Source organism: Lacticaseibacillus sp. 22 (assembly GCF_055413445.1).
Genome location: NZ_JBVAYD010000006.1, coordinates 17911 through 39664, shown reverse-complemented (window position 1 = coordinate 39664; position 21754 = coordinate 17911). Strand labels below are relative to the sequence as shown.

General features: G+C 46.3%; 19 protein-coding genes and 1 riboswitch. Of the genes, 8 read left to right on the top strand and 11 right to left on the bottom strand.

Annotated elements, in window-relative coordinates:
- The first annotated feature begins 82 nt into the window (after positions 1–82).
- The 3 genes from ACWP87_RS04570 (at position 83) to ACWP87_RS04560 (ending at position 3781) form a co-directional block, all read left to right on the top strand.
- Positions 83–1504, top strand: a complete 1422-nt coding sequence (locus tag ACWP87_RS04570; protein ID WP_005685029.1) for an MFS transporter — start codon at positions 83–85, stop codon at positions 1502–1504.
- A 92-nt stretch (positions 1505–1596) separates the two neighbouring features.
- A complete protein-coding gene (locus ACWP87_RS04565; RefSeq protein WP_014570203.1) occupies positions 1597–2787 on the top strand; it encodes an MFS transporter in 1191 nt (396 codons plus the stop codon).
- 64 nt (positions 2788–2851) lie between these two features.
- Entirely contained in the window at positions 2852–3781 is a 930-nt protein-coding gene (locus ACWP87_RS04560; RefSeq protein WP_005685031.1) for an aldo/keto reductase, read from the top strand.
- A 117-nt stretch (positions 3782–3898) separates the two neighbouring features.
- Here the strand turns inward: ACWP87_RS04560 and ACWP87_RS04555 are convergent, their stop codons facing one another.
- The 5 genes from ACWP87_RS04555 to ACWP87_RS04535 form a co-directional block, all read right to left on the bottom strand.
- Positions 3899–4264 (bottom strand): DUF956 family protein, encoded by a 366-nt coding sequence (locus ACWP87_RS04555; protein ID WP_005685032.1) that lies wholly within the window; start codon positions 4262–4264, stop codon positions 3899–3901.
- 341 nt (positions 4265–4605) lie between these two features.
- Positions 4606–5517: a PTS system mannose/fructose/sorbose family transporter subunit IID gene (locus tag ACWP87_RS04550; RefSeq protein ID WP_005685034.1), complete on the bottom strand. Its 912-nt coding sequence runs from the start codon at positions 5515–5517 to the stop codon at positions 4606–4608.
- Between the two features lie 17 nt (positions 5518–5534).
- A complete protein-coding gene (locus ACWP87_RS04545) occupies positions 5535–6347 on the bottom strand; it encodes a PTS mannose/fructose/sorbose transporter subunit IIC (RefSeq protein WP_005685035.1) in 813 nt (270 codons plus the stop codon).
- A 25-nt stretch (positions 6348–6372) separates the two neighbouring features.
- Positions 6373–7350, bottom strand: coding sequence for a mannose/fructose/sorbose PTS transporter subunit IIA (locus ACWP87_RS04540; RefSeq protein WP_005685036.1), 978 nt, complete (start codon positions 7348–7350; stop codon positions 6373–6375).
- A gap of 234 nt (positions 7351–7584) precedes the next feature.
- Positions 7585–8856, bottom strand: coding sequence for an MFS transporter (locus ACWP87_RS04535; protein ID WP_014570204.1), 1272 nt, complete (start codon positions 8854–8856; stop codon positions 7585–7587).
- Between the two features lie 90 nt (positions 8857–8946).
- Between ACWP87_RS04535 and ACWP87_RS04530 the strand changes: the two genes are divergently transcribed.
- Positions 8947–9966 carry an Rgg/GadR/MutR family transcriptional regulator gene (locus ACWP87_RS04530; protein ID WP_005685038.1) on the top strand — a complete coding sequence of 340 codons (1020 nt, stop codon included), beginning with the start codon at positions 8947–8949 and terminating at the stop codon, positions 9964–9966.
- A 177-nt stretch (positions 9967–10143) separates the two neighbouring features.
- Here ACWP87_RS04530 and ACWP87_RS04525 read toward each other — a convergent pair whose 3' ends face one another.
- Both ACWP87_RS04525 and ACWP87_RS04520 read right to left on the bottom strand, forming a co-directional pair.
- Positions 10144–10992 carry a helix-turn-helix domain-containing protein gene (locus tag ACWP87_RS04525; RefSeq protein WP_005685039.1) on the bottom strand — a complete coding sequence of 283 codons (849 nt, stop codon included), beginning with the start codon at positions 10990–10992 and terminating at the stop codon, positions 10144–10146.
- Positions 10989–11864: a helix-turn-helix domain-containing protein gene (locus ACWP87_RS04520; protein ID WP_005685040.1), complete on the bottom strand. Its 876-nt coding sequence runs from the start codon at positions 11862–11864 to the stop codon at positions 10989–10991. The genes ACWP87_RS04525 and ACWP87_RS04520 overlap by 4 nt, the downstream gene beginning before the upstream one ends.
- Before the next feature lie 815 nt (positions 11865–12679).
- Here ACWP87_RS04520 and ACWP87_RS04515 point away from each other — a divergent pair.
- Both ACWP87_RS04515 and ACWP87_RS04510 read left to right on the top strand, forming a co-directional pair.
- Positions 12680–13201, top strand: coding sequence for a hypothetical protein (locus ACWP87_RS04515; RefSeq protein WP_005685042.1), 522 nt, complete (start codon positions 12680–12682; stop codon positions 13199–13201).
- Between the two features lie 1140 nt (positions 13202–14341).
- Positions 14342–14953, top strand: a complete 612-nt coding sequence (locus tag ACWP87_RS04510) for a hypothetical protein (protein ID WP_005685046.1) — start codon at positions 14342–14344, stop codon at positions 14951–14953.
- On the opposite strand, the gene ACWP87_RS04505 is transcribed toward ACWP87_RS04510, so the two are convergent.
- Both ACWP87_RS04505 and ACWP87_RS04500 read right to left on the bottom strand, forming a co-directional pair.
- Complete coding sequence (locus tag ACWP87_RS04505) at positions 14939–16636, bottom strand: glycoside hydrolase domain-containing protein (RefSeq protein WP_014570206.1); 1698 nt, start codon at positions 16634–16636, stop codon at positions 14939–14941. The two genes, ACWP87_RS04510 and ACWP87_RS04505, sit on opposite strands and share 15 nt — an antisense overlap.
- A gap of 22 nt (positions 16637–16658) precedes the next feature.
- Positions 16659–17036, bottom strand: coding sequence for a hypothetical protein (locus tag ACWP87_RS04500; RefSeq protein ID WP_014570207.1), 378 nt, complete (start codon positions 17034–17036; stop codon positions 16659–16661).
- Positions 17037–17258: 222 nt separating this feature from the next.
- A riboswitch (Lysine riboswitch) is annotated at positions 17259–17432 on the top strand.
- Positions 17433–17529: 97 nt separating this feature from the next.
- On the opposite strand from ACWP87_RS04500, the gene ACWP87_RS04495 reads away from it, so the two are divergent.
- Together ACWP87_RS04495 and ACWP87_RS04490 are read left to right on the top strand one after the other, a co-directional pair.
- Positions 17530–19137, top strand: a complete 1608-nt coding sequence (locus ACWP87_RS04495; protein ID WP_014570209.1) for an ABC transporter permease subunit — start codon at positions 17530–17532, stop codon at positions 19135–19137.
- A 3-nt stretch (positions 19138–19140) separates the two neighbouring features.
- Complete coding sequence (locus tag ACWP87_RS04490) at positions 19141–19887, top strand: amino acid ABC transporter ATP-binding protein (protein WP_005685051.1); 747 nt, start codon at positions 19141–19143, stop codon at positions 19885–19887.
- Positions 19888–20000: 113 nt separating this feature from the next.
- On the opposite strand, the gene ACWP87_RS04485 is transcribed toward ACWP87_RS04490, so the two are convergent.
- Positions 20001–20276: a hypothetical protein gene (locus tag ACWP87_RS04485; RefSeq protein ID WP_005687885.1), complete on the bottom strand. Its 276-nt coding sequence runs from the start codon at positions 20274–20276 to the stop codon at positions 20001–20003.
- 27 nt (positions 20277–20303) lie between these two features.
- On the bottom strand, positions 20304–21581 hold the full coding sequence (locus ACWP87_RS04480; RefSeq protein ID WP_014570210.1) for an ABC transporter substrate-binding protein: 1278 nt from the start codon (positions 21579–21581) through the stop codon (positions 20304–20306).
- Between the last annotated feature and the right edge of the window lie 173 nt (positions 21582–21754).

Here is a 21754-nt window from a genome sequence, read left to right as displayed (position 1 = left end):
TTTCGCATACGCCTTGTTCTAGCCGGATCAGTCAAAATATCGTTCCCACATAAATAATAGGTGGGTCGCGGAGGTATTTCATATGCAACATCTTACAACCACGTCTAAACGCTGGTGGTTACTGATTGCGTTGGGCTTTTTTGCGTTTATGACGAATCTTGATGGTTCAATCGTTAACATTGCAATCCCGCTGATGGCCAAGAACCTTCATGTCTCCGCTAGCCGGATGGAATGGACTGTGTCGTTATATCTGATTGTTTTAAGTGCTTTGCTGCTGCCTTTTGGTAAACTCGGTGATCGCATTGGTAAACGCCGGATTTTCAAATGGGGTACAGGGACTTTTGTGCTTGGTTCTTTGATGGCGGGAATTAATCTGGGCTTTAACTTTTTGATGTTGGGCCGCATGGTGCAGGCGCTGGGTGGGGCGATGACGTTAGCGAACACTTATGGCATCGTGACTTCCACCTTTGCTTTGGCGGAACGTGGCCGGGCGATGGGCGTCGTGAGTACCTTTGTCGCACTGGGCGGGGTTGCCGGGCCCAGTCTTGGCGGACTTATTCTGGCACACTTTAGCTGGCCGATGATTTTTCTGATTAATGTGCCCATTGGTTTGATCGCGCTGGGCATCTCCTTGTGGTCAATGGACAATGGTCGGCCCCAACCCGGCGCTTATGACGGCGTCGGCATGGTGTTGCAAGCAACCGCCATTGCCAGCGGGTTCTGGGGACTTAACTTAGCGCAACAAAGCGGTTTTAGTGATCCCCTCGTTCTTGCCACGTTAGCGTTGGCATTTATCAGCTTAGTGGCGTTTCTTGGCTTTGAGCATCATCAGTCAGCTCCGCTACTACCCATGAGTATCTTTCGGGTCCGCATCTTTACACTCGGCGTTTTGACTGTTTTCTTCATCTTCATGGTTCAGTTCTTTAGTACCGTCTTGATGCCCTTTTACCTTGAAGACGCGCGCGGGCTCACACCGGGTGCGGTTGGGGCGCTGTTGTCGCTGTACCCGTTGATGATGGTCTTCTTTGCTCCATTAGGCGGATGGCTGGCGGACAAATGGCAGGTTCCTGCTGTCGCGCTGTTAGGTAGTCTACTCATTGCAATCGGCAGTCTGCTGGGTGCCACGCTCAAACTCAACGCCCCGTTAACTGTCTACATCATCAGCACGCTTTTGATCGGCATCGGAAGCGGCTTGTTTCAATCCCCCATTGGCGACGTGGTCATGTCAGTAGTGCCAAAAGCGCAACTTGGCATTGCCGGCAGCTTTAATGCCTTAGCCCGCAATCTCGGCATGGTAAGCGGCACCGCGGTAGCAACCACGGTCTTATTTGGCACCATGAGTCACTTGGCAGCGCGCCGGGTCACGACCTATCCCGCCAACCACCCGGAATTTTTCATGGTCGGCTTACAGATTGCGATGCTCGTTGCGGCCGGATTAGCGCTCCTTGGTGCCATTGCCATCGCACTCACCATCAAACCTTGGCAGGCGCACGAGAAGAACTGACGAACCGTCTTCACCCCGGCATCTTTTCCCCTTCACTGAAAAAAGTGATAGCATAAAATCACTGGGCACATTTTTGAGGAGGAAAAAGACGCATGGAAAAGAACCAATCAACAACTTTGCTCACATGGGGCATACTTTTGGTGGGTGCGAATCTGCGCCTGCCGATTACCATGATCCCGCCGCTACTACCCACCATTGAACGCACATTGGGGTTACCGGCTTCGATGGCTGGCATGTTGACCACCATTCCACTGTTGATGTTCGCATTAGCATCGCCACTCATCGCCAAAATGGGAAATCGGCGCGGTAATGAGTGGAGCTTGCTTATTGCACTCATTATTTTATTACTTGGCAGCTTACTTCGCATTATCCCTAGTCTCATCGCCTTGGTAATCGGTACGCTGCTCATCGGCTTTGGCATTTCAGGCGGCAATGTCTTGCTGCCGGCGATCATCAAGGATCAGTTTCCGCAGTCGATTGGCGCCAAAACCAGCCTCTACACCGTGACCATGGGGCTAGTCGCATCGCTGGGAACCGGACTGGCAGGACTATTGAACCAACAATTTCATATGAAGTTCACCATGGCTGCCTTCTCCTTAGTCGGCGTGGCTGGCTTAGTAGTCTGGGCCCTTGCCTTTCGTCGGCTGGCACCGGTAAAAAATCAGGCCGCGACTGGCCGGCGAAATGTTCGCGTGTCCCGTTCGCTGTTAGCCTGGTGGATTGCCTTATTTTTCGGCTTACAAAGTTTTCTCTATTACTCATTACTGACATGGCTTCCTAGTCTTTGGCATGCGGCTGGTTTTTCGCAACTGGCTGCGGGCAACCTGGCAACAATTTTTCAGTTGAGCGGCATGCCGGCAACCCTGTCGATTCCGTTTATCGCAGAGCGGCGTCATGGCATGGCCTATAGCGTTTGGGGAATTATGCTCGGTTTTGTATTAGGGGCTTTGGGCGTGCTCATCCCCGGAGCCAACTTCGGGTTGAATGTGGTCTTCTCCTTACTAATGGGCGTGGCTTCCGGGGCGGCTTTTGCGATCTGTATCGTCTTCTTCCAGAAGAAAACTGCCGATGCGTACGAAACAGCCAGTCTATCCGGCTTTGCGCAGAGTCTCGGTTATCTCTTTGCTGCAGTTGGCCCTGTGCTTTATGGTTTTATTCAAACAACCACCGGCTCATGGAATCTGTTATTATGGATCACAGTAGGGTTAACCCTATTCATGTTTGGTGCCGGACTTATCATTAACGCCAAACACAGTATTTTCGCCCCTAGTGATCATCGGTAGCGCTTGCACGATTAATGCGTATTCCTTAAACTGACATTGAAGGACAACAAGAGGAGGCCACAAAATGGCAATCACAACAACAATTGGAAAAAGTCATGTCATCACCGGCAAACTTGGTTTAGGCACCAATAAAGTTGGCGGCCACAACCTTTTTCCGAATCTACATGATGAAGACGGACTTGCGGTTGTGAAAACGGCGCTGGATCATGGCATTGAGATGCTCGACACAGCTTATATGTACGGTCTTGGCCAATCCGAAACGTTAATCGGTCAGGCCATCCAAGGCTATGACCGCGCAAAAATTGTTTTGGCAACCAAAGCCGCGCAAGATCCCCATCAAGATTTAAAACCGAATAACGATCCTAAGTTCTTAACGCAGGCAATTGACGACGCCTTGTTGCGCCTTAAAACCGATTATCTCGATATCTTCTACATTCATTTTCCAGATGACAAAACCGATAAGGCGGAGGCGGTCAATGCAGTCGCCAATGCGCGTAAAGCCGGTAAAGTTCGCGCTATCGGGGTTTCCAACTTCTCACTTGATCAAATTAAAGAAGCCAACCAAGACGATCAAGTTGATGTTGTGGAAGATCATTACAGCCTTGTCCACCGCGATGCCGAAACGACGCTGTTCCCTTATCTAAAAGAGCATCAGATCAGCTTTGTCCCATACTTCCCCCTTGCCTCGGGCTTGTTAACCGGTAAATATGGGCCTGACGATGCTGACAAATTCAAGAAGCGCTTTTCTGCTGATGAATTCAAAGAAATTTTAGCCGCACTTCGCGAAGTTGACGGCATTGCGGATGCACATCAAGCAACGATTGCGCAGATTATGCTCGCTTGGTACATGAAGAACCCCGACATTGCCGTTGTCATCCCCGGTGCCCGCCTGCCAGAACAAGCTGCCAGCAATGCTAAAGCGCTCGATGTCGATCTACGGGATGCAGAATACGAATCGATCAATGAGTTGTTCAAAAACTTCAAAACAAAGTAACCGGCGCTTGCTGATTTCCAGCAGTGAAAATAAACCGCTCCATAAAAAAACAGCTCACAGCCTTCAAAAAAGAAGTCCTGTGAGCTGTCTTTTTGTCTTATACGCCTGGGATCGTTGCTACTTCTTGCGTGTAAAGGCGCGCTTTACGACTTGCCAGAAAGTTAACGACTTAACAATTCGCTCGGCGGGAATGTGCACCCGAATGGCACGTAAAACCCGCTTAGGATCTTTCGCTGCAAACGTATACGTCCCATTCTTTTTGGTTTTAATGGCAAAGCGCGGGATCCACTTACCTTTGAAGATGACGGAAGCAATGACCCAGTCCACTTCATTCCACGGAATCTGATAGAAGTCACGTACGTTTTTTTCATTGAAAAATTCGAATCCTTTATCACCGATCATGATCTTGCCATAGGCCGGCATTCCCATAAAGGCCGTACCTTCAATCACTAACTCGGATTTGGTGTTGATTGATTGAACCATTTTTTGCCATCCTTTTAAACTGAACTTGACTGTGCTTGCTGATGTGCCTTGCTTGTTGGGTTTATTGGTTTTGGAGAGACTTTCGCCAAAATGCGCTCGTGGCGCTGCATTCATGTAAGGATCTCTGGCGAGGTTTAAACTTACCCTCCAAAACGCGCTCACCAGCCCAGAAACCTGCACATAAGGACCTTGGTCGCAATGACCAAAGCCCGGTCATCACGCCCAAGGCCACTTATGCTCCGGTTTCTAACCGGGCTGGTTCACGCTCTCCATTATAAAACAAAAGCCCAGACTTTGTGTCTGAGCTTTTGAAGTCTTGGTTCGACTTTTGGTGGTTGATCTTACATCAAACCGATGACGTGGAAGACAACCCCGACGACGAACAGACCAAGAATGATAATAATTGGAGAAACTTTCTTCTTCAGCAACCACATGCAGAACAAGGTAAGCAGTAAGCCCATCAAACCTGGAATTAAGCTATCCAAGTTATCCTGTAAGGTCGTAACCTTGTTTTTAGTCAGTGACAAGCCTTGAGATTGTAATTCTAAAGCCTTTTGAACTCCAGCTTTTCCGCTTGGTAATGAACTCCAGTCAATGTAAGCACCTTTTTGGTTTGGAACATTTGAAACAACCGGGGTGAACTTGACGGATACCCAGCGGTTAACCAGTGATCCTAGGATAAACATACCAAGGATCGTGGCACCCTTCGTAACTTCACCAAGCAAGCCACCTGACAAGTCTTCAGTAATCTTACTACCTGCTTTATAGCCAAATTCCTGCGTGTACCATAGGAAGGCCATACGAATCGCATTCCATAAAACAAAGTACAAAATTGGTCCTAAGAGATTGCCGGCCATCGCCATGGATGCGGCTAACGCACCAATAATTGGCTTAACCGTGAACCAGAACACTGGATCGCCGACACCAGCCAGCGGACCCATCATCCCGACTTTGACACCCTGAATGGCTTTATCGTCAATTGGGGCACCATTAGCACGTTCTTCTTCCAGTGCCATCGTAACACCCAGAATCGGTGAAGCCAGATATGGGTGCGTGTTAAAGAATTCCAAGTGCCGCTTCAAAGCAGCGGAACGATCTTCCTTAGTATGATACAAACGCTTCAGTGCTGGAATTAAGGTATAAGCCCAGCCACCATTTTGCATACGTTCGTAGTTCCAAGAACCTTGAAGGAAGGTTGACCGCCACCAAACCTTAATTCGGTCGCCTTTTGTGATATGAACTTCTTCAGCCATGTTTGTCAACCTCCTTTTCAATAATTATCAATAATGTCGCCGACAGGATCACCGGCACCACTATTCGAACCGCCATTACCTGAGCCGCCGCCTTGCTTGGACAATGCCAAGTAAATCAGTGCCAGTGAAATACCGATAGCACCAAGGCCGATCAGGGTAATTTCTTTAACTGTTGCCAGCACAAACCCAATCGCAAAGAATGGCCATACTTCACGAGTCGCCATCATGTTAATAACCATAGCGTACCCGACAGCAACAACCATGCCCCCGCCAATGCCAAGACCAGTCGTTAACCAATCAGGCATCTGTTCAAGCAATGCCCGCACTGGGCCGGCACCAACAGCAAGAATTAAACCTGCAGGAATCGCAATCCGCAAGCCCTGCATGCAGATCGCGACCCATTGCCAGAAATCAATTTTCCCGAAACTGCCTTCTTCAGCAGCACGGTCCATGATATGAACGATCGCAGTTGCCAAGGTACGTACTAAGGTGGTCAGCAACAAACCGGCAACCGCCAGTGGAACCGCAATCGCAATCGCTGAACTAACACCTTTAGTACCCTGACCGCCAAGAACTAGAATAATAGCTGATGCAACTGAGGCCAATGCAGCATCTGGTGCAACGGCCGCGCCAATGTTAGCCCAGCCTAAAGCGATCATTTGTAATTGGCCACCCAGTACCAAACATGGGGCCAGATTGCCGGTCACAAGTCCGATCAACGTGCACGCAATAACTGGCTGATGGAAGTGGAATTCATCCAAAATACCTTCCATACCAGCAAGGAATGACACGATGAGGACCAGAATGATTTGAATAAAATTCAAAGTCATGAGTCTTCTTCCTCCGTTTCAAAAATTACTTCTGCGCATTCAGTTCGTCTTGTGCTTTCTTCAAAATTGCATTCATGTCATCCGGATGATCAGATGGCACCTTGCGAACGTCAAACTTCACACCATCATCAGCCAGCTTATGGAAGGTATCGATATCCTTCTGATCAAATGCTAGCACTTTGTTAGGTTGAACTTTACCCACTGAATGTGACATTGAACCAATGTTGAGTTCCTTGATTGGAACGCCGCCTTCGATTGCGCGAAGGGCGTCTTCCGGTGTTTCAAATAATAGCAATGCGCGCTGGCCGCCAAAGTGTTTGTCATCTTTGGCCAGCTTAATCATCTGATCAATTGGCACAACATGCGCCTTAACGCCAGACGGAGCTGCTTCCTTAATCAGGTTCTTCCGCAGTTCGTCTTTGGCAACTGAATCAGAAACAACGATAATCCGTGTTGGGTTCGTTGTCTTGGTCCAGGTCGTTGCAACCTGACCATGCAGCAAACGTGAATCAACCCGCGCCAAAACGTATTGGAATGAACCCGGTTGACCAGCATTAGCCGTGCTTGGTGCAGCAGCCTGAGCAGCTGGTTTCTTCACTTTATCCAGTGCTTCCGGCTTGATCTTGATTCCGTCACGTCCGGCATCGAGCAAATGCGCTGCGATGTCTTGTGCAGAATCCATCGAAAGTCGCGAGCCATATGCTTCAATCAACATCGGCAAGTTAAGCCCGGTCACAATCGCCCATTTATCCTTGTGCTCCTCGTAAATCGAGTTTGCCTGGTTAAACGGTGATCCGCCCCATAGATCGATTAAAAACAATACTTCGTCATCTGGGTCGAACTTAGCGATCGCGTCTTCGAGATGCTTGTGCAAGTCATCTGGTCCTTCATCGGGCATGAAGGTCACAGCTTCGACTTTTTCTTGCTCACCGAAGATCATTTGACCGGATTGCTTGATGCCAGCAGCGAATTGGCCGTGACTAGCAAGAATGATTCCGACCATTTTTACGCCTCCTAAAAATTTGTGGTTGCCTCGAAAATAATATCTGCTAAAAACAAAAATAATTTAAAAAACAAGGCTTCCCAATAGCTTAGTATGACGTCCCGGGCACAGCTATGCAAGCATTTTCACTCAAAAACAAACCTAAAAAAGAAGCGTATACATTGCAAGTACGCTTCAAAAAAGATTTTTTTTAAATCGGTCTAATTGGTAGATACCAATTATTGCAAAGGTTTCCTAGGCCTTAGAGGGATCGCTTTCAAAATCGGTAAATATCGGATCGGCAATGCGGTTACCCATCACCAAAAGTGCTAAACACAGTATAAGTGACAAACATGCCATGACCATCCAGCTAACTGCGGCGCTCACGACATTGGCAATTGTGAAGAATACCATTTGTCCCACTGGCATCCCGAGTAGCGCGACGAGATTAATGACCCCGGCTGTCGTCCCCATCTGCCGCTCAGGAACGAGTCGCATCATCACTGTTGAAAGCCGTGGATTGATTTTGCCCATAAGATAGGCGGTTGCAAAACTAAAGATCATCGCTGCCCAAAGTGACTGCAGAAGAAAGAAGCTGCAACTTAAACCGATCATGGCCGCCATCAACAAGCCCAACAGCTTAAAGGTGCTCAGCCGCTGCAGGCCGTCTTTTGCAAATAGCGCCCCCAGAATCAGTCCCACTGAAAAGATAATGTTCATGATCGCAACAGTTGTCCCGAAATTGCGCAGCCACATCATCGGCTGTTGAACCAGCGTGACTGACATCAAGCCGTCAACGGATGAGCCCAGTGTGTTAACCAGCATCGCAAAGATAATCACTGCCAACAAGAAGTGATTCGTTGTCAGAAATCGGATCACATTGCGGATGTTTTTAAAAATCGGTTGATGAACGTGGGTTGCAACAGGCGGTTCGGCTTGCTTGAGTCGTTTATTTTGCCGGATCAAGACAACCGCCGCCAATAGAAAGGTCACGGCATTGATGGCCCCAAACAGTGCATAGTTGTGATCCAGCAGAACAATCAGACTGGCGCCCACTGCCTGAAAGACCATTTGCACGGTCGTCCCCGTTGCACTCTGAAAACTAATCGCCGTATTTAGTTCCTTGGCCGGAATCAAGCGGTGCAAGATTGGCAAGGTTAGACCGTTACCATATTGCCCCAACGTATCGGACAAGATGTTGATGGTAAGCAACCCCAAGAATAACGGTAGGCTTGCAGGCAACACGATCATCCCGGCCAGACCACAGAAAAGCAACATCTGCCCGATCCGCGCAGCTACCATATGGCGGGTTTTGGCTTGCGTCCGATCCGCGAGACTGCCGGTGATCATTGACAGCATCGTCGGTAAACTTGTCGCCATGGCGGCTAAGGTAACCGCCAGACTTTTAAATGGCATTGTAGCAGCGTAGATAATGAAAACGATATTGTATAGGCTATCACCAATGCCACTTAACAGACTGGCGTTTAAAATGGCCCGATAGCCATGATTGTTCATGTATTCATGCATGACGACCACACTCCTTTTTGTACTGCGTGATGAACTTGTTTGTACTTTGAGTGTAGGTAGTCTAGAATAACACCGAGGTGAAATTCCACTATGGTAGAAAAAATCGATCCAACCGATGGCGCCGTTTTTCGCCAATTGCGGCTTAATCACCACCAAACCTTGGCACAAGTAGCAGACGAGCAGAATTCCACTGCGTTTATTAGTAAATTTGAACAAGGCAAATCCAATATCAGCTTTTCCCGGCTCAGCCACCTGCTTTTCCGTATCAATATGTCAGTGGAGGAGTTTCTTTTCATTCGCGATCTTCAAGCCGGAATTGTCCCGCCGCTCAAGGATTCGGAGTTCACTTACAACATGTTGATTCATCGCGATTTTGAAGCGGTACTTGCTTTTCAGGATCGCTTTAGCTCTGAAGAACCAACATTGGCCGACTATCGCTATTTACTTAAGCAAGAGAAAATCTGGCAGCAACGTTACGCTCAGGATCACAATCGCCAAACCCAGTTCGAATTTATCACCATTCGAATTTTTCGCTTGACCATGATTGATCGGGTTAAGCCGCCTGAACAGCCATCGCCATTTACAAATGTTGAAGATGCGATGACCCAGTTGCAGGCGCTTGCCAAACCAGTTGTTAGCTACCTGTACACGGTCGAAGTCTGGAATTATTTTGAACTGTATTGGTTTCGACATCTGATGGTCGCTTTGCCAGTTGAGACGATCCATAATCTTTTACCGCTGGCGATCAAGCGCTCCGAAAAATATCGTGCGTTCAATCAAATCGGAACCTTGCGTGTCAAAACCCTCTTTTCCGCCTTTACGGTCTTCATCAATGCCCGCCAGCTGCCGGATGCCAAAAAAGCACTTACCACTGCAGAACGGCTTTTGTATGACGCCAATGATCTAGCCAATTCGGCACTGCTTTTATTCCTTCGCGGCTGGTATCAAGCCGTCGCCGGCCAAACAGCTGCCGGCTTTGAGTTGTGCCAGCAAGCCATTAGTTTGGAACACATTTTGGATCAACCGCGGCAGGAACGATGGTTGCGTTATTTATTAAAATTTATTCATCAAAACATTGCGGATCCTGAAAGTAGCGCTCTTTTTCTGTGAGCAGTGGTTAACAGCCAAAAAGCCCAGCTTCCTTGGCGACGTTTCACGTGGAACACAATATCACACCAAAAAGGACGCACTCGCCATCCTCTCGGCAGTACGTCCTTTTCAACTGTAAACACTCACTTTAATACTGACACGTCACGCTTGATCTAAACACTGTTTCATAACGCAGCTTTAAGCATCCTTGCCACAGCGTTTTGCTTCTGCCAGTGCTTCCAGCGCCGGCAGCCAGGATGACGTCCATTCCGGCGTTGCAATCTTCTGCAGCATGGCAATTAACGCGTCAAGTTCCTGTTGGCCGCGCAGCGAAACTCGGCGATCAGGGGCATCAATCATCAATAAGCGTTTGGTGCACGCAATCTGAAATTCAACCCCTAAATCACCAACCGTTGCCTGTCTAATGAAGGCCAGTGTCTGTTGTGCTTCTTTTCGCCGTCCCGCGTCAATATAACGCAGCGTTGCGGTCAAAAAAGTCCGGTTAGCCAGATTCAAGTGATCTTGCGGGGTATTCGGGCTTTGCACCTGAACCGAAAATGCATGCGTCAACTGCGCTAAATCACTTAAAGGAACCACCGCAGCTAGCTGCAGAGCAATCAAGCGTAGTAACAATGACCAGGCCGCCGTTTTTAACAATAACGTCTGTGCCTGCATTTGTTCACGAGCCAGAATCGAAAATCGCTCCGGTGCCAGGTTGTGCAGAGTCAGGTGCAAAAGTAGCCGCTGATTCGTGTTCGCTAATGGCAATTGCCGCAAGATTCCGGCCAGCGTCTGCACATCCCCGTGGCGAACGGCTACTAAATAACGGTGCAAAAACGGTCGCTTATTATCGGACTGTGGCTGGGTAAAGGTATCCCAATCCAAGTTCAACCGATCCAGCAACAGGAAAAATCGATCGGCAGCTAACTGAGACGTTCCATTTTCAAATTTTGACAGACTCGATACCGATAAAATATCGCCCGCAGCCTCTTTTAGCGTAAGTTTGCGTTCTTTGCGCATCAACTTAAACTGTTTGCCAATTGTCAACTTGAACGCACCTCCTCTTCAAGAAACCGCTGCCAACTTTTGGTCAACAATTGCGCGAAAAAAGGAGAATCTAATAACGCCAATGTCGCCAACAACTTTTCGATCTCGGCTTTGGCTGCCCGATGCTGACCTCGATGATACATCAGCAGTTGATGCTGGTAACGCAGCATCAACCGCGAATAAAGATCGTCCGGCGGTATTGCCAAGTTCATCGCAATATGCCATAGACGGGTCGCATCCGCAAACTCACGGCGATGAATCAACAAGGCAATGCTATTTGTCAAAATAGCCCACAAATACTGATCCCGCACCGGATGACTTTTAGTATCAGGCAAGTCCAGAACCATTCCGGTCACCAAATTAACCAACTGCTCACTGTCATAAAGCATCAAGGTAGCCGCAAAAAGATCCAGTTCATACAAGCCCCAATGCCGAATCCGTTTTAGATACTTGATCACATCATGCTTCATCTTCATAGTGGTCTGAAAGCTCGGATCGGAAAATTCATTATGGGCTAAAATATTAATCTGATTCAGGCGATAAAAGACAAATCCCGTTTGCCGCCAAAGCTGGTACTGCTTCTGCGCCAACGCCTGCAACGCCGACTTACCTGCTACCGTTGCCCGTTCCACTTCTTGAAAAAAGTTCTCCTGATTGAGCGCCCGATACCCTTGCTGAATCGAGGCCACGTCTTGGTCAAATCGAGTCAACAGTTTCAAAACCACAGCGGCACTAAGCTGTGTCTCGCCGCGTTCAAACCGTGACAAAGTAGCGGCCGTTGTGATCCCAGCCGCTATTTCTTCTAATGAATCATTTTCCTCGAGACGCAAAGTACGTAAATAGGCCCCGATTTTGATAGCTTCCTCCGTCATCAGCACCCGACCCTTTTATGAGAACTTTATTAAACAAATTTAACACGTTTTGCCATTTTTTAAAATATCTTTTTGCTTGTATCTTCCTGATGATATGTTTTAATCAAGTATGACACCGTTTACATCAATAAAACGAAGGAGAATAGCCATGAGAGAATCGCAAACCTGGATTTCTTTTTTAAGCACCAGAAACCCCGCCCTCAAGATGCGTCCCTTGGCATACTGTTTCATAAAGACTTGTCTATTAGCCGGCCCGTATAGCGCTTTTATGAGCTTGTTCATCACCGGTGAAATATTATGGACTTTTTCCGCAATTATCTTTATGTGCATCGTGGTCTTTGTTGCTAATATAGTTGCAGCTATCTCCTATGCAAAGAAAGGAACCTTGGTAAGCCTTTTTAAGTCCAAAAAGAGGTGGCTCGTACAAGCTTTTGCTTCAGCGTTGGGAACTTTTTTACTACTTTCGCTCAGGCTCTTAGTCGCATATATGTAAAAGCGATTGCTGCCCAGACTTAAACTCTGACTATGACTCTTCAAATGTTGGTTAAGCTTCGCAGCGATGCGTCATGGCTTTAGCAGAAGCTATAGCATTGTCATAAAGCACCTTAACTCTGCCAACTTGAACTTTTAATTATCGGTTAACAATGTCTCAGCCTTGCCAGCTGTCACCTTCATGTATAGAGAAAAGTTAAAATACTTCGCCTCTAACATTCTAACTAGCGCTATACGTGCTATGATTAGCACCACCGTTATTCACTTTATCAACAACTTGTGCTCATTTACATTAAGAAATCGCGTAGAGGGGTGTGATAATTTTGGGCCTTGTAGAAAACTGGTTTCCGTTTATCTGGTTGCTACTCTTAGGAAGTGGGAGTCTTTCCGTTTATACGTTTTATTTGCGTCGTAAGTTTCACTACAATCCGTACAGTCTGAAAAAGGCCTTTAGTAATTCACCAACTAATCCCTTTCAATTTGGAAAACAAAGCAATTCTAAGATACGCCAGTTAATAACTTGGTCAAAGGTGACGCTGCTTCTTTTTGTAATTACCGATATTGCTACATTCGTTCTTTTAATTATGACCATCACAGATGTCATTTCCAATAATTCAATTGATAATCCTTGGTCAATCATCATTGTGAGTTCCTTTGCTGTTGGACTAGGGATTCTTTTTAACGTCATCGCTCAGAAAAAAATGACATTACAGATAAAGCACTATCAACAAATAAAAAATAAGGTAACCTTCGCGATGCCGATTCAAAGTTTTTTTGACAGTCAAGCGCCGTCTGTCGGTTTTCGTATCCTTAGCCTAAGCATTATCAACCTAGTTTGTCTATAGAGCGCTATTTTTGCGACTGTTATGCTTCTAGCAATCCCTAACCTTCATTAACTCTGCATTTACACTTACTTTTTCTGGCTTAGTACTTGTATTGAGTGACGATGTGTTATGATCGACAACAACACCACTGCATGCTAGTGTTGCTTCCGCACCCCTGTCTTCTCGAGGACCAACTTGAAAGCGAGTGATATGCTCTTGTCCTTTTCAGTAAATTGGTTAATAATGGCGATTTTCCCCCTATTTCTCAGTATCTGTCTTTCAGTTTATTCTGGATACTTAAGGAAAAAGTTTAGGATTAATCCTATTAGTATAAAAAAGGCTTTCAAAAGTTCCGATGATGGTTATTTTCGATTCAGAGAACAAAATAATTCTAAAATAGGCAAATTGGCGTATTTGCAAAGAATGATGCTGGTTATTATTGGACTCGGTTACTTCATTAGTTTGGCCTTCTTGCTTTCAATTTTTTGGGAACTCTTTAACAGGCATCCTTTAATAAGAACCGCTCCCTTCGCCTTATGTGCTGTGTCTTTAACGTTGGTATTTGATATTCTTCTTCAATCGACTAGCAAAAAGAAGTTGATACTCCAAATTATGGAATACCAACATCTTAAAGCGAAAGGGTCACTAACTGCTCCGGTTAAGGATTTTTTCGGATCAAAACAGCCTTTGATTAGCATGAGACTGTTTACTCTGGGAATGACCAGTTCGGCCCTCTTGATAGTTTCCTTTTTCTGCCTCTTTATTGATCTAACGCAGCCTCTATCCCGTTAAAACTATCCACCAAAATGTTGGGTAATTTTTTCACGGTGAATTGAGTTCACTGCTACGAACTGTCAAACTTCCTTTGAGTATGGCAATCTATTCTTGTTATTTAGACATTTCTAGAGGATTTCTTCACAGTATTAGTTTAGATCAATATTATTCCTGACACTGTCCGCCTGGTGTATTCTCTTGATTTTGGTTCGGCCTTTAAGCTTCCCTGACGTTCTTAATTTTAAATCATTGTCTTCATTAAAGTTACAGATGCTGACAATTGACATACTCCAAAAGACTCTTTGAATGGTAAAAGCAGACTTTGTTACCATCAGAAAATTGCTTCCCGTTATTTTTTGATATCGCTCGAAAGGTAGTGACGTTTCTATGTTTTCACTATATAGTTGGGTTATTTATGCCATACTGTTTCTCATCGCAAGCTTTTGCTGTGCCTTTTATTCACTCTTTATCCGGCACAAGTTTAAGCTCCATGACAGACTATTGACGAAAGTATTTGGTGATCCCCTCCATAATCCGTATAGATTCCTAGAAACCGAAGATGATCAAATTGCCCGCTTATCACAAGCGTTTAAATTCACCACGTTTATAGGGATTGGTTGCTATTTTATTGGCTTATTTCTCTTTTTCAAAAACCTGAATGATTTCTCAAACCAAATTAATCTAGGCTTAATTGCCATTACCATTTGTTTCATGTTAATCGGAATCATCAGTTTGATCCTAGCCCAACTAACTGATCAGCAAAAAATGATACGCCAAATTAAGGCGTATCATCAACAGAAATACAAACTAAAATTTTGTGACTTCTTTGATTCTGCTAAACCAAGTGCAAGCATCCGCCGAAATCAGGCCAACATAGTCGGATTATTATTTCTACTAGCAATGCTTTTTTGCATTTTCATGTTTTTCAATTCAGTAAATTCTTCTCCTCTTTCAACTTCCCGTATCACACCAACCTATCTTTTGTTAGGCAAACACTAAAATAAGCGCCCCGCCAACAATCACCGCTGTCGCGACCAAACTTGTTGCCGCCGAAAGATAGTTTGTTCCCATATTTCCAGCTAAATCTAAGGAAAAACCTGTTGAAAACACTGGACGCTCGGCGACCTTAACCTCAGGATGATTCTGCCAATAGATAGGCAGAAATTTAATCTTCCAGTTAACCGCAATATTCACATCAACATTTGAAAGCTTTTTAGCTTTGATAACGTTTACGGTGATATTTAACTCGATTGTCCCAATTTGGTCTGTTTTAATTGAGTAATCGATTGACCCTTGCGAAATCTTTGCCCCCACTTGCATTACCTTCGACTGATCAATTACAGCTTGATAACTGGTTGCATCTTTGATGTTTCCAAAATTCGACTCAAATTTTTTCTGCAATGCTACACTATCTAGTTTGCCATCTTTAATACCAATAGGGCCGTTCCCAGCCGTGAAATCTACTGACCAAGTGGCGATTACGCCTGGGATCGGCATTGGAAACGTGTATTCTTTGCTTGCTGAGAAATTTACCAAATCGTCAATCAAGCCATTCATCAAGTCATTAGCAACAACTACTTTTGCTGATTCTGGTAAAGTACCAGGTGTGAATGTCTTCGTGCCTGGGTCACTAATTTTGACGTCCGTTGCAACCTGATCAATTGGAATGTCACCAATGCTGTACTCAATAAATTGATCGAAGCTCCAGTTCAACGGCATTGCATAACCTAAATTACCTGAATAACCCGTTGACATATCGGATACGAAACAGCGCACCGCGTATCCCGCTTTTAAGACATGTGCACAAACATTTCGCGTGCCATAGATTCCAGCACGAAAGCCTGATTTAGCAAGCCCTGAATTGACACCCCGCATATAAGCGACCACAGTTGCCTCAATATCGCCTTCCAGAATGTCAACATCACAAGCAAAGTAGATAATAGTGCTATTAGGAAAGCCAAGAACTCGTGCAGTTGAAGCAGCCGTCATTGCATCAAGCACACCTTGAGTTTCGGTGAAATATTTAATGTCGGCGCCGCCATCTTGATAGATTGGAAAAATGCTCATGCCGCCATCGGTAATTGATTTAATCTCAGACGCAGTCAAATTCTTAGGAGTAAAAGCATTCCCTACTGACCCCGTTAGATATCGCCCGACAATGCTGAAACCATATTTACGTAACAATGCAACATCAGAACTCGTCAGTTGCTTAGATGTGTCACAAGCGATTGAATCGCGTGTTGTATCACCATTGCTAGTTAATAGCCCCTTAATAACCCGATTACCAGCGATTCTCCCTGTGGTTGGTTCCAGGTTCATCATTGTGCTAAAGGCAGCCACTGCATCGCCAACTGCACTGGTGAATTGGCCATTAGTCGGAATGTCTGTGAAACCATTTACTAACAGACCGTATTGTAGGATGCGAACGGCGTCAGTATCTGTTGATCCCTCAGATAAAACAGGGCAATTGTCAATTGTCTTCTGCCCATAGATACCATTTGCAACATCAGCAGCCATCCCTTCAGCTCTTTGCAATGCATAAATCAAAGCTGTGTTAGTGTCACGTTGATAGATGCCATCGCAAGGTAGAATGCCAATGATATTACTGAACCGTCCATTAAGATATTGCTGCATTGACCGAACCTTCTCCGATCCCCCAGTAACCAAGGTAAATGCAGCCATATCGAACAACGCCGCCAAAAGATTAACTGTAACTACACCATTTGCGGTAATACCCGCGTAGTGTTTTGAAAGCTTGCTCTGTTGCATCAGAAAAGTCCTGATTAAAGTCGCTACCAGGATTGATGCCTTTACACCAGAAGGCGCCTTGAATGAGCTGGGCGATATTGCCCTTATAACCGGGCTTCAAACTGCCTACCACCGAAGCTAATGCTGTCTTGGTTGCATCGCCAAATCCTTCACCAATAGCGCTAATACCAATTTCATGTTGTAAACCCATCCGCAAACTATAAATAGTGGGCCATCCAGTTTGTCCGTTCTCGGGCGCTGTCGTGAAGCCAGAAACACCGCTATATGTCTTATTAAGCCATTTTTGAACGGCCAGTACCGCTTCATCTGCCATTTTAAAAATCTCTTTTACAAATTTTAAGGTGACACGTCTGTCATCGAATTAAACCGAACACATGTTCGATTTAATTCTACTGCGGAGACTTCTTTTTGTCCAAACTTTTCTTAAATAAACTTCTGATCGCACAAAAACCAAGTTAGCGATTACGATTACTCCACAAAAATTGACATTCCGCCCCCGTTCCGCTACACTCGTTTTTGACATTTAAATACACCACCAAGAAATAGAGGTTGCGGTGGGCAACGAAAACTGGGGAGTGCCGAGTCATGTTGAACCAGTCGTAAGTGCCGCCGCCGAAATGTTGGATCGTATTCGGACGATTCGCATTGGGCCATGGGCGCATAACCCATGGACTGTCGAAGCTGGTTGCTTCGGGGCGCTATGATTCTGGTTCATGACTAAAATCGATGGAATCGACCTTTATTGCGGTATCAATAAAGGTCGATTTTTTGGTTCCAGCTCTATTTCCCACTACAAGAAGGGAGAAATGTCACTTATGAGAAAACATTGGGTTGCGCGTTTAGGCGTGCTAGGGTTCGCATTGAGCCTCCTGCTTGGCAGTTTTGCCGCAACACCTGTCAGTGCTGCCAGCGATGACAACACGTTTAAAGTCGGAATGGAGGCCGGCTATGCACCGTTCAACTGGACGCAAACAACGAGTGCCAACAATGCGGTTAAGATTCAAGGCAGCCAAGAATACGCAAACGGGTACGATGTTCAAATTGCCCGCAAAGTTGCCAAGGCGTTGCACAAGAAGGTTGTGGTGGTCAAAACATCATGGGATGGTCTGCCGCCTGCATTAACTTCTGGCAAAATCGATGCCATTATTGCCGGCATGTCGCCAACGCCAGATCGTCGCAAAACCATCGATTTCAGTAATCCGTACTATATTTCCAACCTGACGATGGTCGTTCGCAAAGATAGTAAATATGCCAAAGCCAAAAGTATTGCCGATTTCAAAGGCGCCAAGATTACTGCCCAACTGAGCACCTATCACTATCAGGCGATTAATCAAATCAAAGGCGTTGTCAAAGAACCGGCGATGAACGATTTTCCAGCCATGCGTGTGGCCTTGGAATCCGGCACGATTGATGGCTATGTTTCCGAAGTGCCAGAAGGGATTACGGCCGAACGTGCTAATCCGAATCTGATGTATATCCACTTTGCCAAGGGTCAGGGATTTAAAACCGATGCCAGTGATACTAACTTAGCGATCGGCCTGCGGAAAAATGATCCTAATAAGGCCAAGATTAATGAGTTGCTTGCTACGATCTCTACAAAAGAACGGGCACGGTTGATGAACGAAGCCGTTGATAATCAGCCGTCAACCGAAAAAAGCGGTAACTGGTTCATGGCGATTATGAAACAGTATGGTCCCATGCTATTGCGCGGCACCGGCATGACGCTGCTGATTTCTTTGGTCGGGACACTTGTTGGCTTTATCATCGGTTTGCTGGTCGGTATTATTCGAACCACGCCAAAGCCAAAGAAATTGGGTCAGCGTGGGTTACGGGCCGTGATCAACTGGCTGCTGTCCGTTTATATTGAAGTCTTCCGTGGTACGCCAATGATCGTTCAGGCAGCGGTTTTGTACTATGGTGCGGCTCAAGCCTGGCATCTGAACATGGATCGGACAACCGCGGCGTTATTGATTGTTTCGATTAACACGGGTGCGTATATTTCCGAAATTATCCGTGGCGGTATTATTTCCGTTGATGAAGGTCAGTTTGAAGCAGCCAATGCGCTTGGCATGACGCATCTGCAAACCATGATGAAAGTCATTCTACCGCAAGCGGTACGCAACTCTCTGCCCGCGGTCACCAACGAATTTATCGTTAACATTAAGGATACTTCAGTGTTATCCGTCATCTCGGTTTCCGAACTGTTCTTCAGCGGCGAAACGATTGCCGGACAAAGCTTCCAGTTCTTCCACACGTATCTGATTGTGAGTGGCATCTACCTCATCATGACCTTCACCATCAGCCGATTATTCCGTCTCATCGAAAAGCATCTCGATGGTCCAAAAGATTACAATGTGATGAACAATCAAATGCAGGTCGAAACACCCAAGATCAGCACGGCAAAGGAGGACTAACTGATGGCAAACGAACCTTTAATCCAAGTCAAGAACCTTAAAAAGGCTTTTGGTAACCATGAAGTTCTAACCGATATCAATCTCGATGTTCAAGCAGGCGAAGTCGTTTCCATTATTGGTCGTAGCGGGTCAGGTAAATCAACGCTGCTGCGGAACATTAATCTTTTGGAAACTCCTACTGGCGGCGACATTCTTTTTCATGGCAAGAGCATTCTAGGCGATGATGTCAAGCTGAGTACCTATCGTGCCAAGGTTGGGATGGTGTTTCAGAGTTTCAACCTGTTCAACAACATGACCGTCTTGCAAAATGTCATGGTGCCGCAACAAACCGTTTTGAAGCGTGATGCTGCTGCCGCCAAGACACATGCCTTGGAATTGTTGAAACAAGTCGGCATGGACCCGTTTGTTGCTGCTAAACCGGATCAGCTTTCCGGCGGGCAGGAACAACGGGTGGCGATTGCGCGAGCCGAGGCGATGGATCCTGAAGTCCTCTTGTTTGATGAGCCAACCAGTGCGCTTGATCCGGAAATGGTCGATGATGTGTTAAACACCATGACGGCCTTGGCGCATACCGGACTGACGATGATCATCGTGACCCACGAAATGGCCTTCGCGCGCGAAGTTTCCGATCGTGTCGTCTTCATGAATAATGGCGTCATTGCCGAATCCGGCACACCGGATCAAATCTTCGGCAATCCGCAACAACAAGCCACCAAGGAATTCCTGAAGCGTTATTTGAATCGGGTATGATGATTCAAGTGCGTGCGGTTCTTAGTTGAAAAAAGCATACAAAAACGCGACCCTGAATTTCCGAGGGTCGCGTTTTTGGTGCCGGTTAGTATTCAAGTATAACCGTGACAGATTCACCGTTTGACCGGCTTATTTGCTTTTGAAGCTGCCTGCTCACGCTTCTTTTCCCGATGTTCTCGCCATGTGTCTAAACTGACAACGATTAAAAATAGGAAAAAGCCGCCCACGACTGACTCTGCCGTCAAAACAAGATAACGCAGCGCCAGGTACCCTTTTCCAGCCGTAACGTCTTGATAGCCGACATAGCCAAACGTCATCAGTACGGCTAGGCCCAAGACCAGCAGCGTATAAATCAGGGTGCGTTTTAATATCCGTTTGAATGTCGTCATGGACATGGCCTACTTTCTATCGGTTCGTTAACGATTGTCTTTCAAAATGGTTTCTGCCTGCTTTTGTAACTGAGTCAAAACCGTCTTCGGTGCCGCCTTCTTGGAAACGGTCTGGTCAACGGCATCCAGAAGGTTATTACGATAGGTGTTATAGCCAATGAATGGGGTTGATGAAAAGGCGTCGTCATAAGCCTTGATCGCAGCCTGATATGGTGGGTTGGCCTTCAGATATGCCTGATAAGCACTTGATTTGGTTGCGGTCGAAACAACTGGCACGTATCCGCTCGCCTTGGCCCATTGCGTCTGAATCTTCTTACTCATCAAGAATTTCATAAACTTAACGGCACCTTTGACTTGTGCTGCCGATGCCCCTTTGAATACGGAAATGCCGTTGTTGCCTAGAACCGAACTGGCTTTGCCTTCAAAACTCGGCATAACCGCGGTGCCCCAGTGCATGTCTTTAGGTGCGGTACTTGCAATCTGCTGAATCGTGGCACTGGAACCGAAGCCGGCGAAGATCTTGCCTTGGACAAATGGCACATTAAAGTAGTTATCCAACCCAGCGGTGACGGCCGTCTTGTCTTGCAACATGCTGGTAATCGCCGTCATCGCTTTAATGCTGGCCGGCGTATCAATCTTGGCCTGATACTTAGGGGTAATCAGGCGGTTGCCGGCATCATAAGCCAGCGTTTCAAACTCAAAGTCATAGCTCTTATTAAAGGCAACGCCGGTGATACCGTCACCTTTGAGCTGCTGCCCGATCTTTTCGAGTTCTGACCAAGTCTTAGGTACACTGAGATGATACTTGTCTAAAATGTCTTTATTGTAAAACATGATCCGAGTGCCAGTAGCAAACGGAATCTGATAATAGCTGCCATGGTATTTCAGATTGGTGGCGATCCCGGGATAAATTGATTTCAATTCCGCAGAAGAAAACTGATCCTTCACCTGCTGATCAATATTGACCAACATCCCGTCATGAACGTATTCCGGAATAATCGTGTCCGTCACTTGCCCAATCGTCGGTAACGTTCTGGATTTGGCCGATGCTAAGTATTTCTTTTGCAGATTATCATAAGAGCCTTGCGAAGTTGCAACAACTTTATACTGCTTCTGGCTACTGTTGAAAATCTTGATATAACTTTCTAGTGCCTTGTTGTAATTACCGGTCATGCGATGCCAAAACGTAATGGTAACCGGACCCTTGGAGCTTTTGGGTGCTGAACTGCCGCCGCTGCTGCAAGCGGTCAGCGCCAATGCCATCAATCCGGTCGCAATACCAAGTAACCAACGTCTCTTCATCATGATTCCCTCCATCATTGCGTTGTGTCATGGACAGGCCCGCTAACTTACCGGCCCCGTCCGGCTACCAATCATCTAGAAACCACATACAGTATACCAATACTCACGGCAGCTAGGGGATTTTGTTTTATCATAACGCGTTCGCCAGCGCAGAAGTCTACGTGTAAGGACCTTGG

Excerpts from the sequence above, each read along its gene's own strand:
- ACWP87_RS04485 (WP_005687885.1), bottom strand. The coding sequence starts at position 20,276 with ATGACGACATTCAAACGGATATTAAAACGCACCCTGATTTATACGCTG.
- ACWP87_RS04570 (WP_005685029.1), top strand. The coding sequence starts at position 83 with ATGCAACATCTTACAACCACGTCTAAACGCTGGTGGTTACTGATTGCG.
- ACWP87_RS04540 (WP_005685036.1), bottom strand. The coding sequence starts at position 7,350 with ATGGTCGGAATCATTCTTGCTAGTCACGGCCAATTCGCTGCTGGCATC.
- ACWP87_RS04495 (WP_014570209.1), top strand. The coding sequence starts at position 17,530 with ATGTCACTTATGAGAAAACATTGGGTTGCGCGTTTAGGCGTGCTAGGG.
- ACWP87_RS04520 (WP_005685040.1), bottom strand. The coding sequence starts at position 11,864 with ATGACGGAGGAAGCTATCAAAATCGGGGCCTATTTACGTACTTTGCGT.
- ACWP87_RS04490 (WP_005685051.1), top strand. The coding sequence starts at position 19,141 with ATGGCAAACGAACCTTTAATCCAAGTCAAGAACCTTAAAAAGGCTTTT.
- ACWP87_RS04565 (WP_014570203.1), top strand. The coding sequence starts at position 1,597 with ATGGAAAAGAACCAATCAACAACTTTGCTCACATGGGGCATACTTTTG.
- ACWP87_RS04510 (WP_005685046.1), top strand. The coding sequence starts at position 14,342 with ATGTTTTCACTATATAGTTGGGTTATTTATGCCATACTGTTTCTCATC.
- ACWP87_RS04545 (WP_005685035.1), bottom strand. The coding sequence starts at position 6,347 with ATGACTTTGAATTTTATTCAAATCATTCTGGTCCTCATCGTGTCATTC.
- ACWP87_RS04535 (WP_014570204.1), bottom strand. The coding sequence starts at position 8,856 with ATGCATGAATACATGAACAATCATGGCTATCGGGCCATTTTAAACGCC.
- ACWP87_RS04530 (WP_005685038.1), top strand. The coding sequence starts at position 8,947 with ATGGTAGAAAAAATCGATCCAACCGATGGCGCCGTTTTTCGCCAATTG.
- ACWP87_RS04555 (WP_005685032.1), bottom strand. The coding sequence starts at position 4,264 with ATGGTTCAATCAATCAACACCAAATCCGAGTTAGTGATTGAAGGTACG.
- ACWP87_RS04560 (WP_005685031.1), top strand. The coding sequence starts at position 2,852 with ATGGCAATCACAACAACAATTGGAAAAAGTCATGTCATCACCGGCAAA.
- ACWP87_RS04505 (WP_014570206.1), bottom strand. The coding sequence starts at position 16,636 with ATGGCTGCATTTACCTTGGTTACTGGGGGATCGGAGAAGGTTCGGTCA.
- ACWP87_RS04480 (WP_014570210.1), bottom strand. The coding sequence starts at position 21,581 with ATGATGAAGAGACGTTGGTTACTTGGTATTGCGACCGGATTGATGGCA.
- ACWP87_RS04500 (WP_014570207.1), bottom strand. The coding sequence starts at position 17,036 with ATGGCAGATGAAGCGGTACTGGCCGTTCAAAAATGGCTTAATAAGACA.
- ACWP87_RS04550 (WP_005685034.1), bottom strand. The coding sequence starts at position 5,517 with ATGGCTGAAGAAGTTCATATCACAAAAGGCGACCGAATTAAGGTTTGG.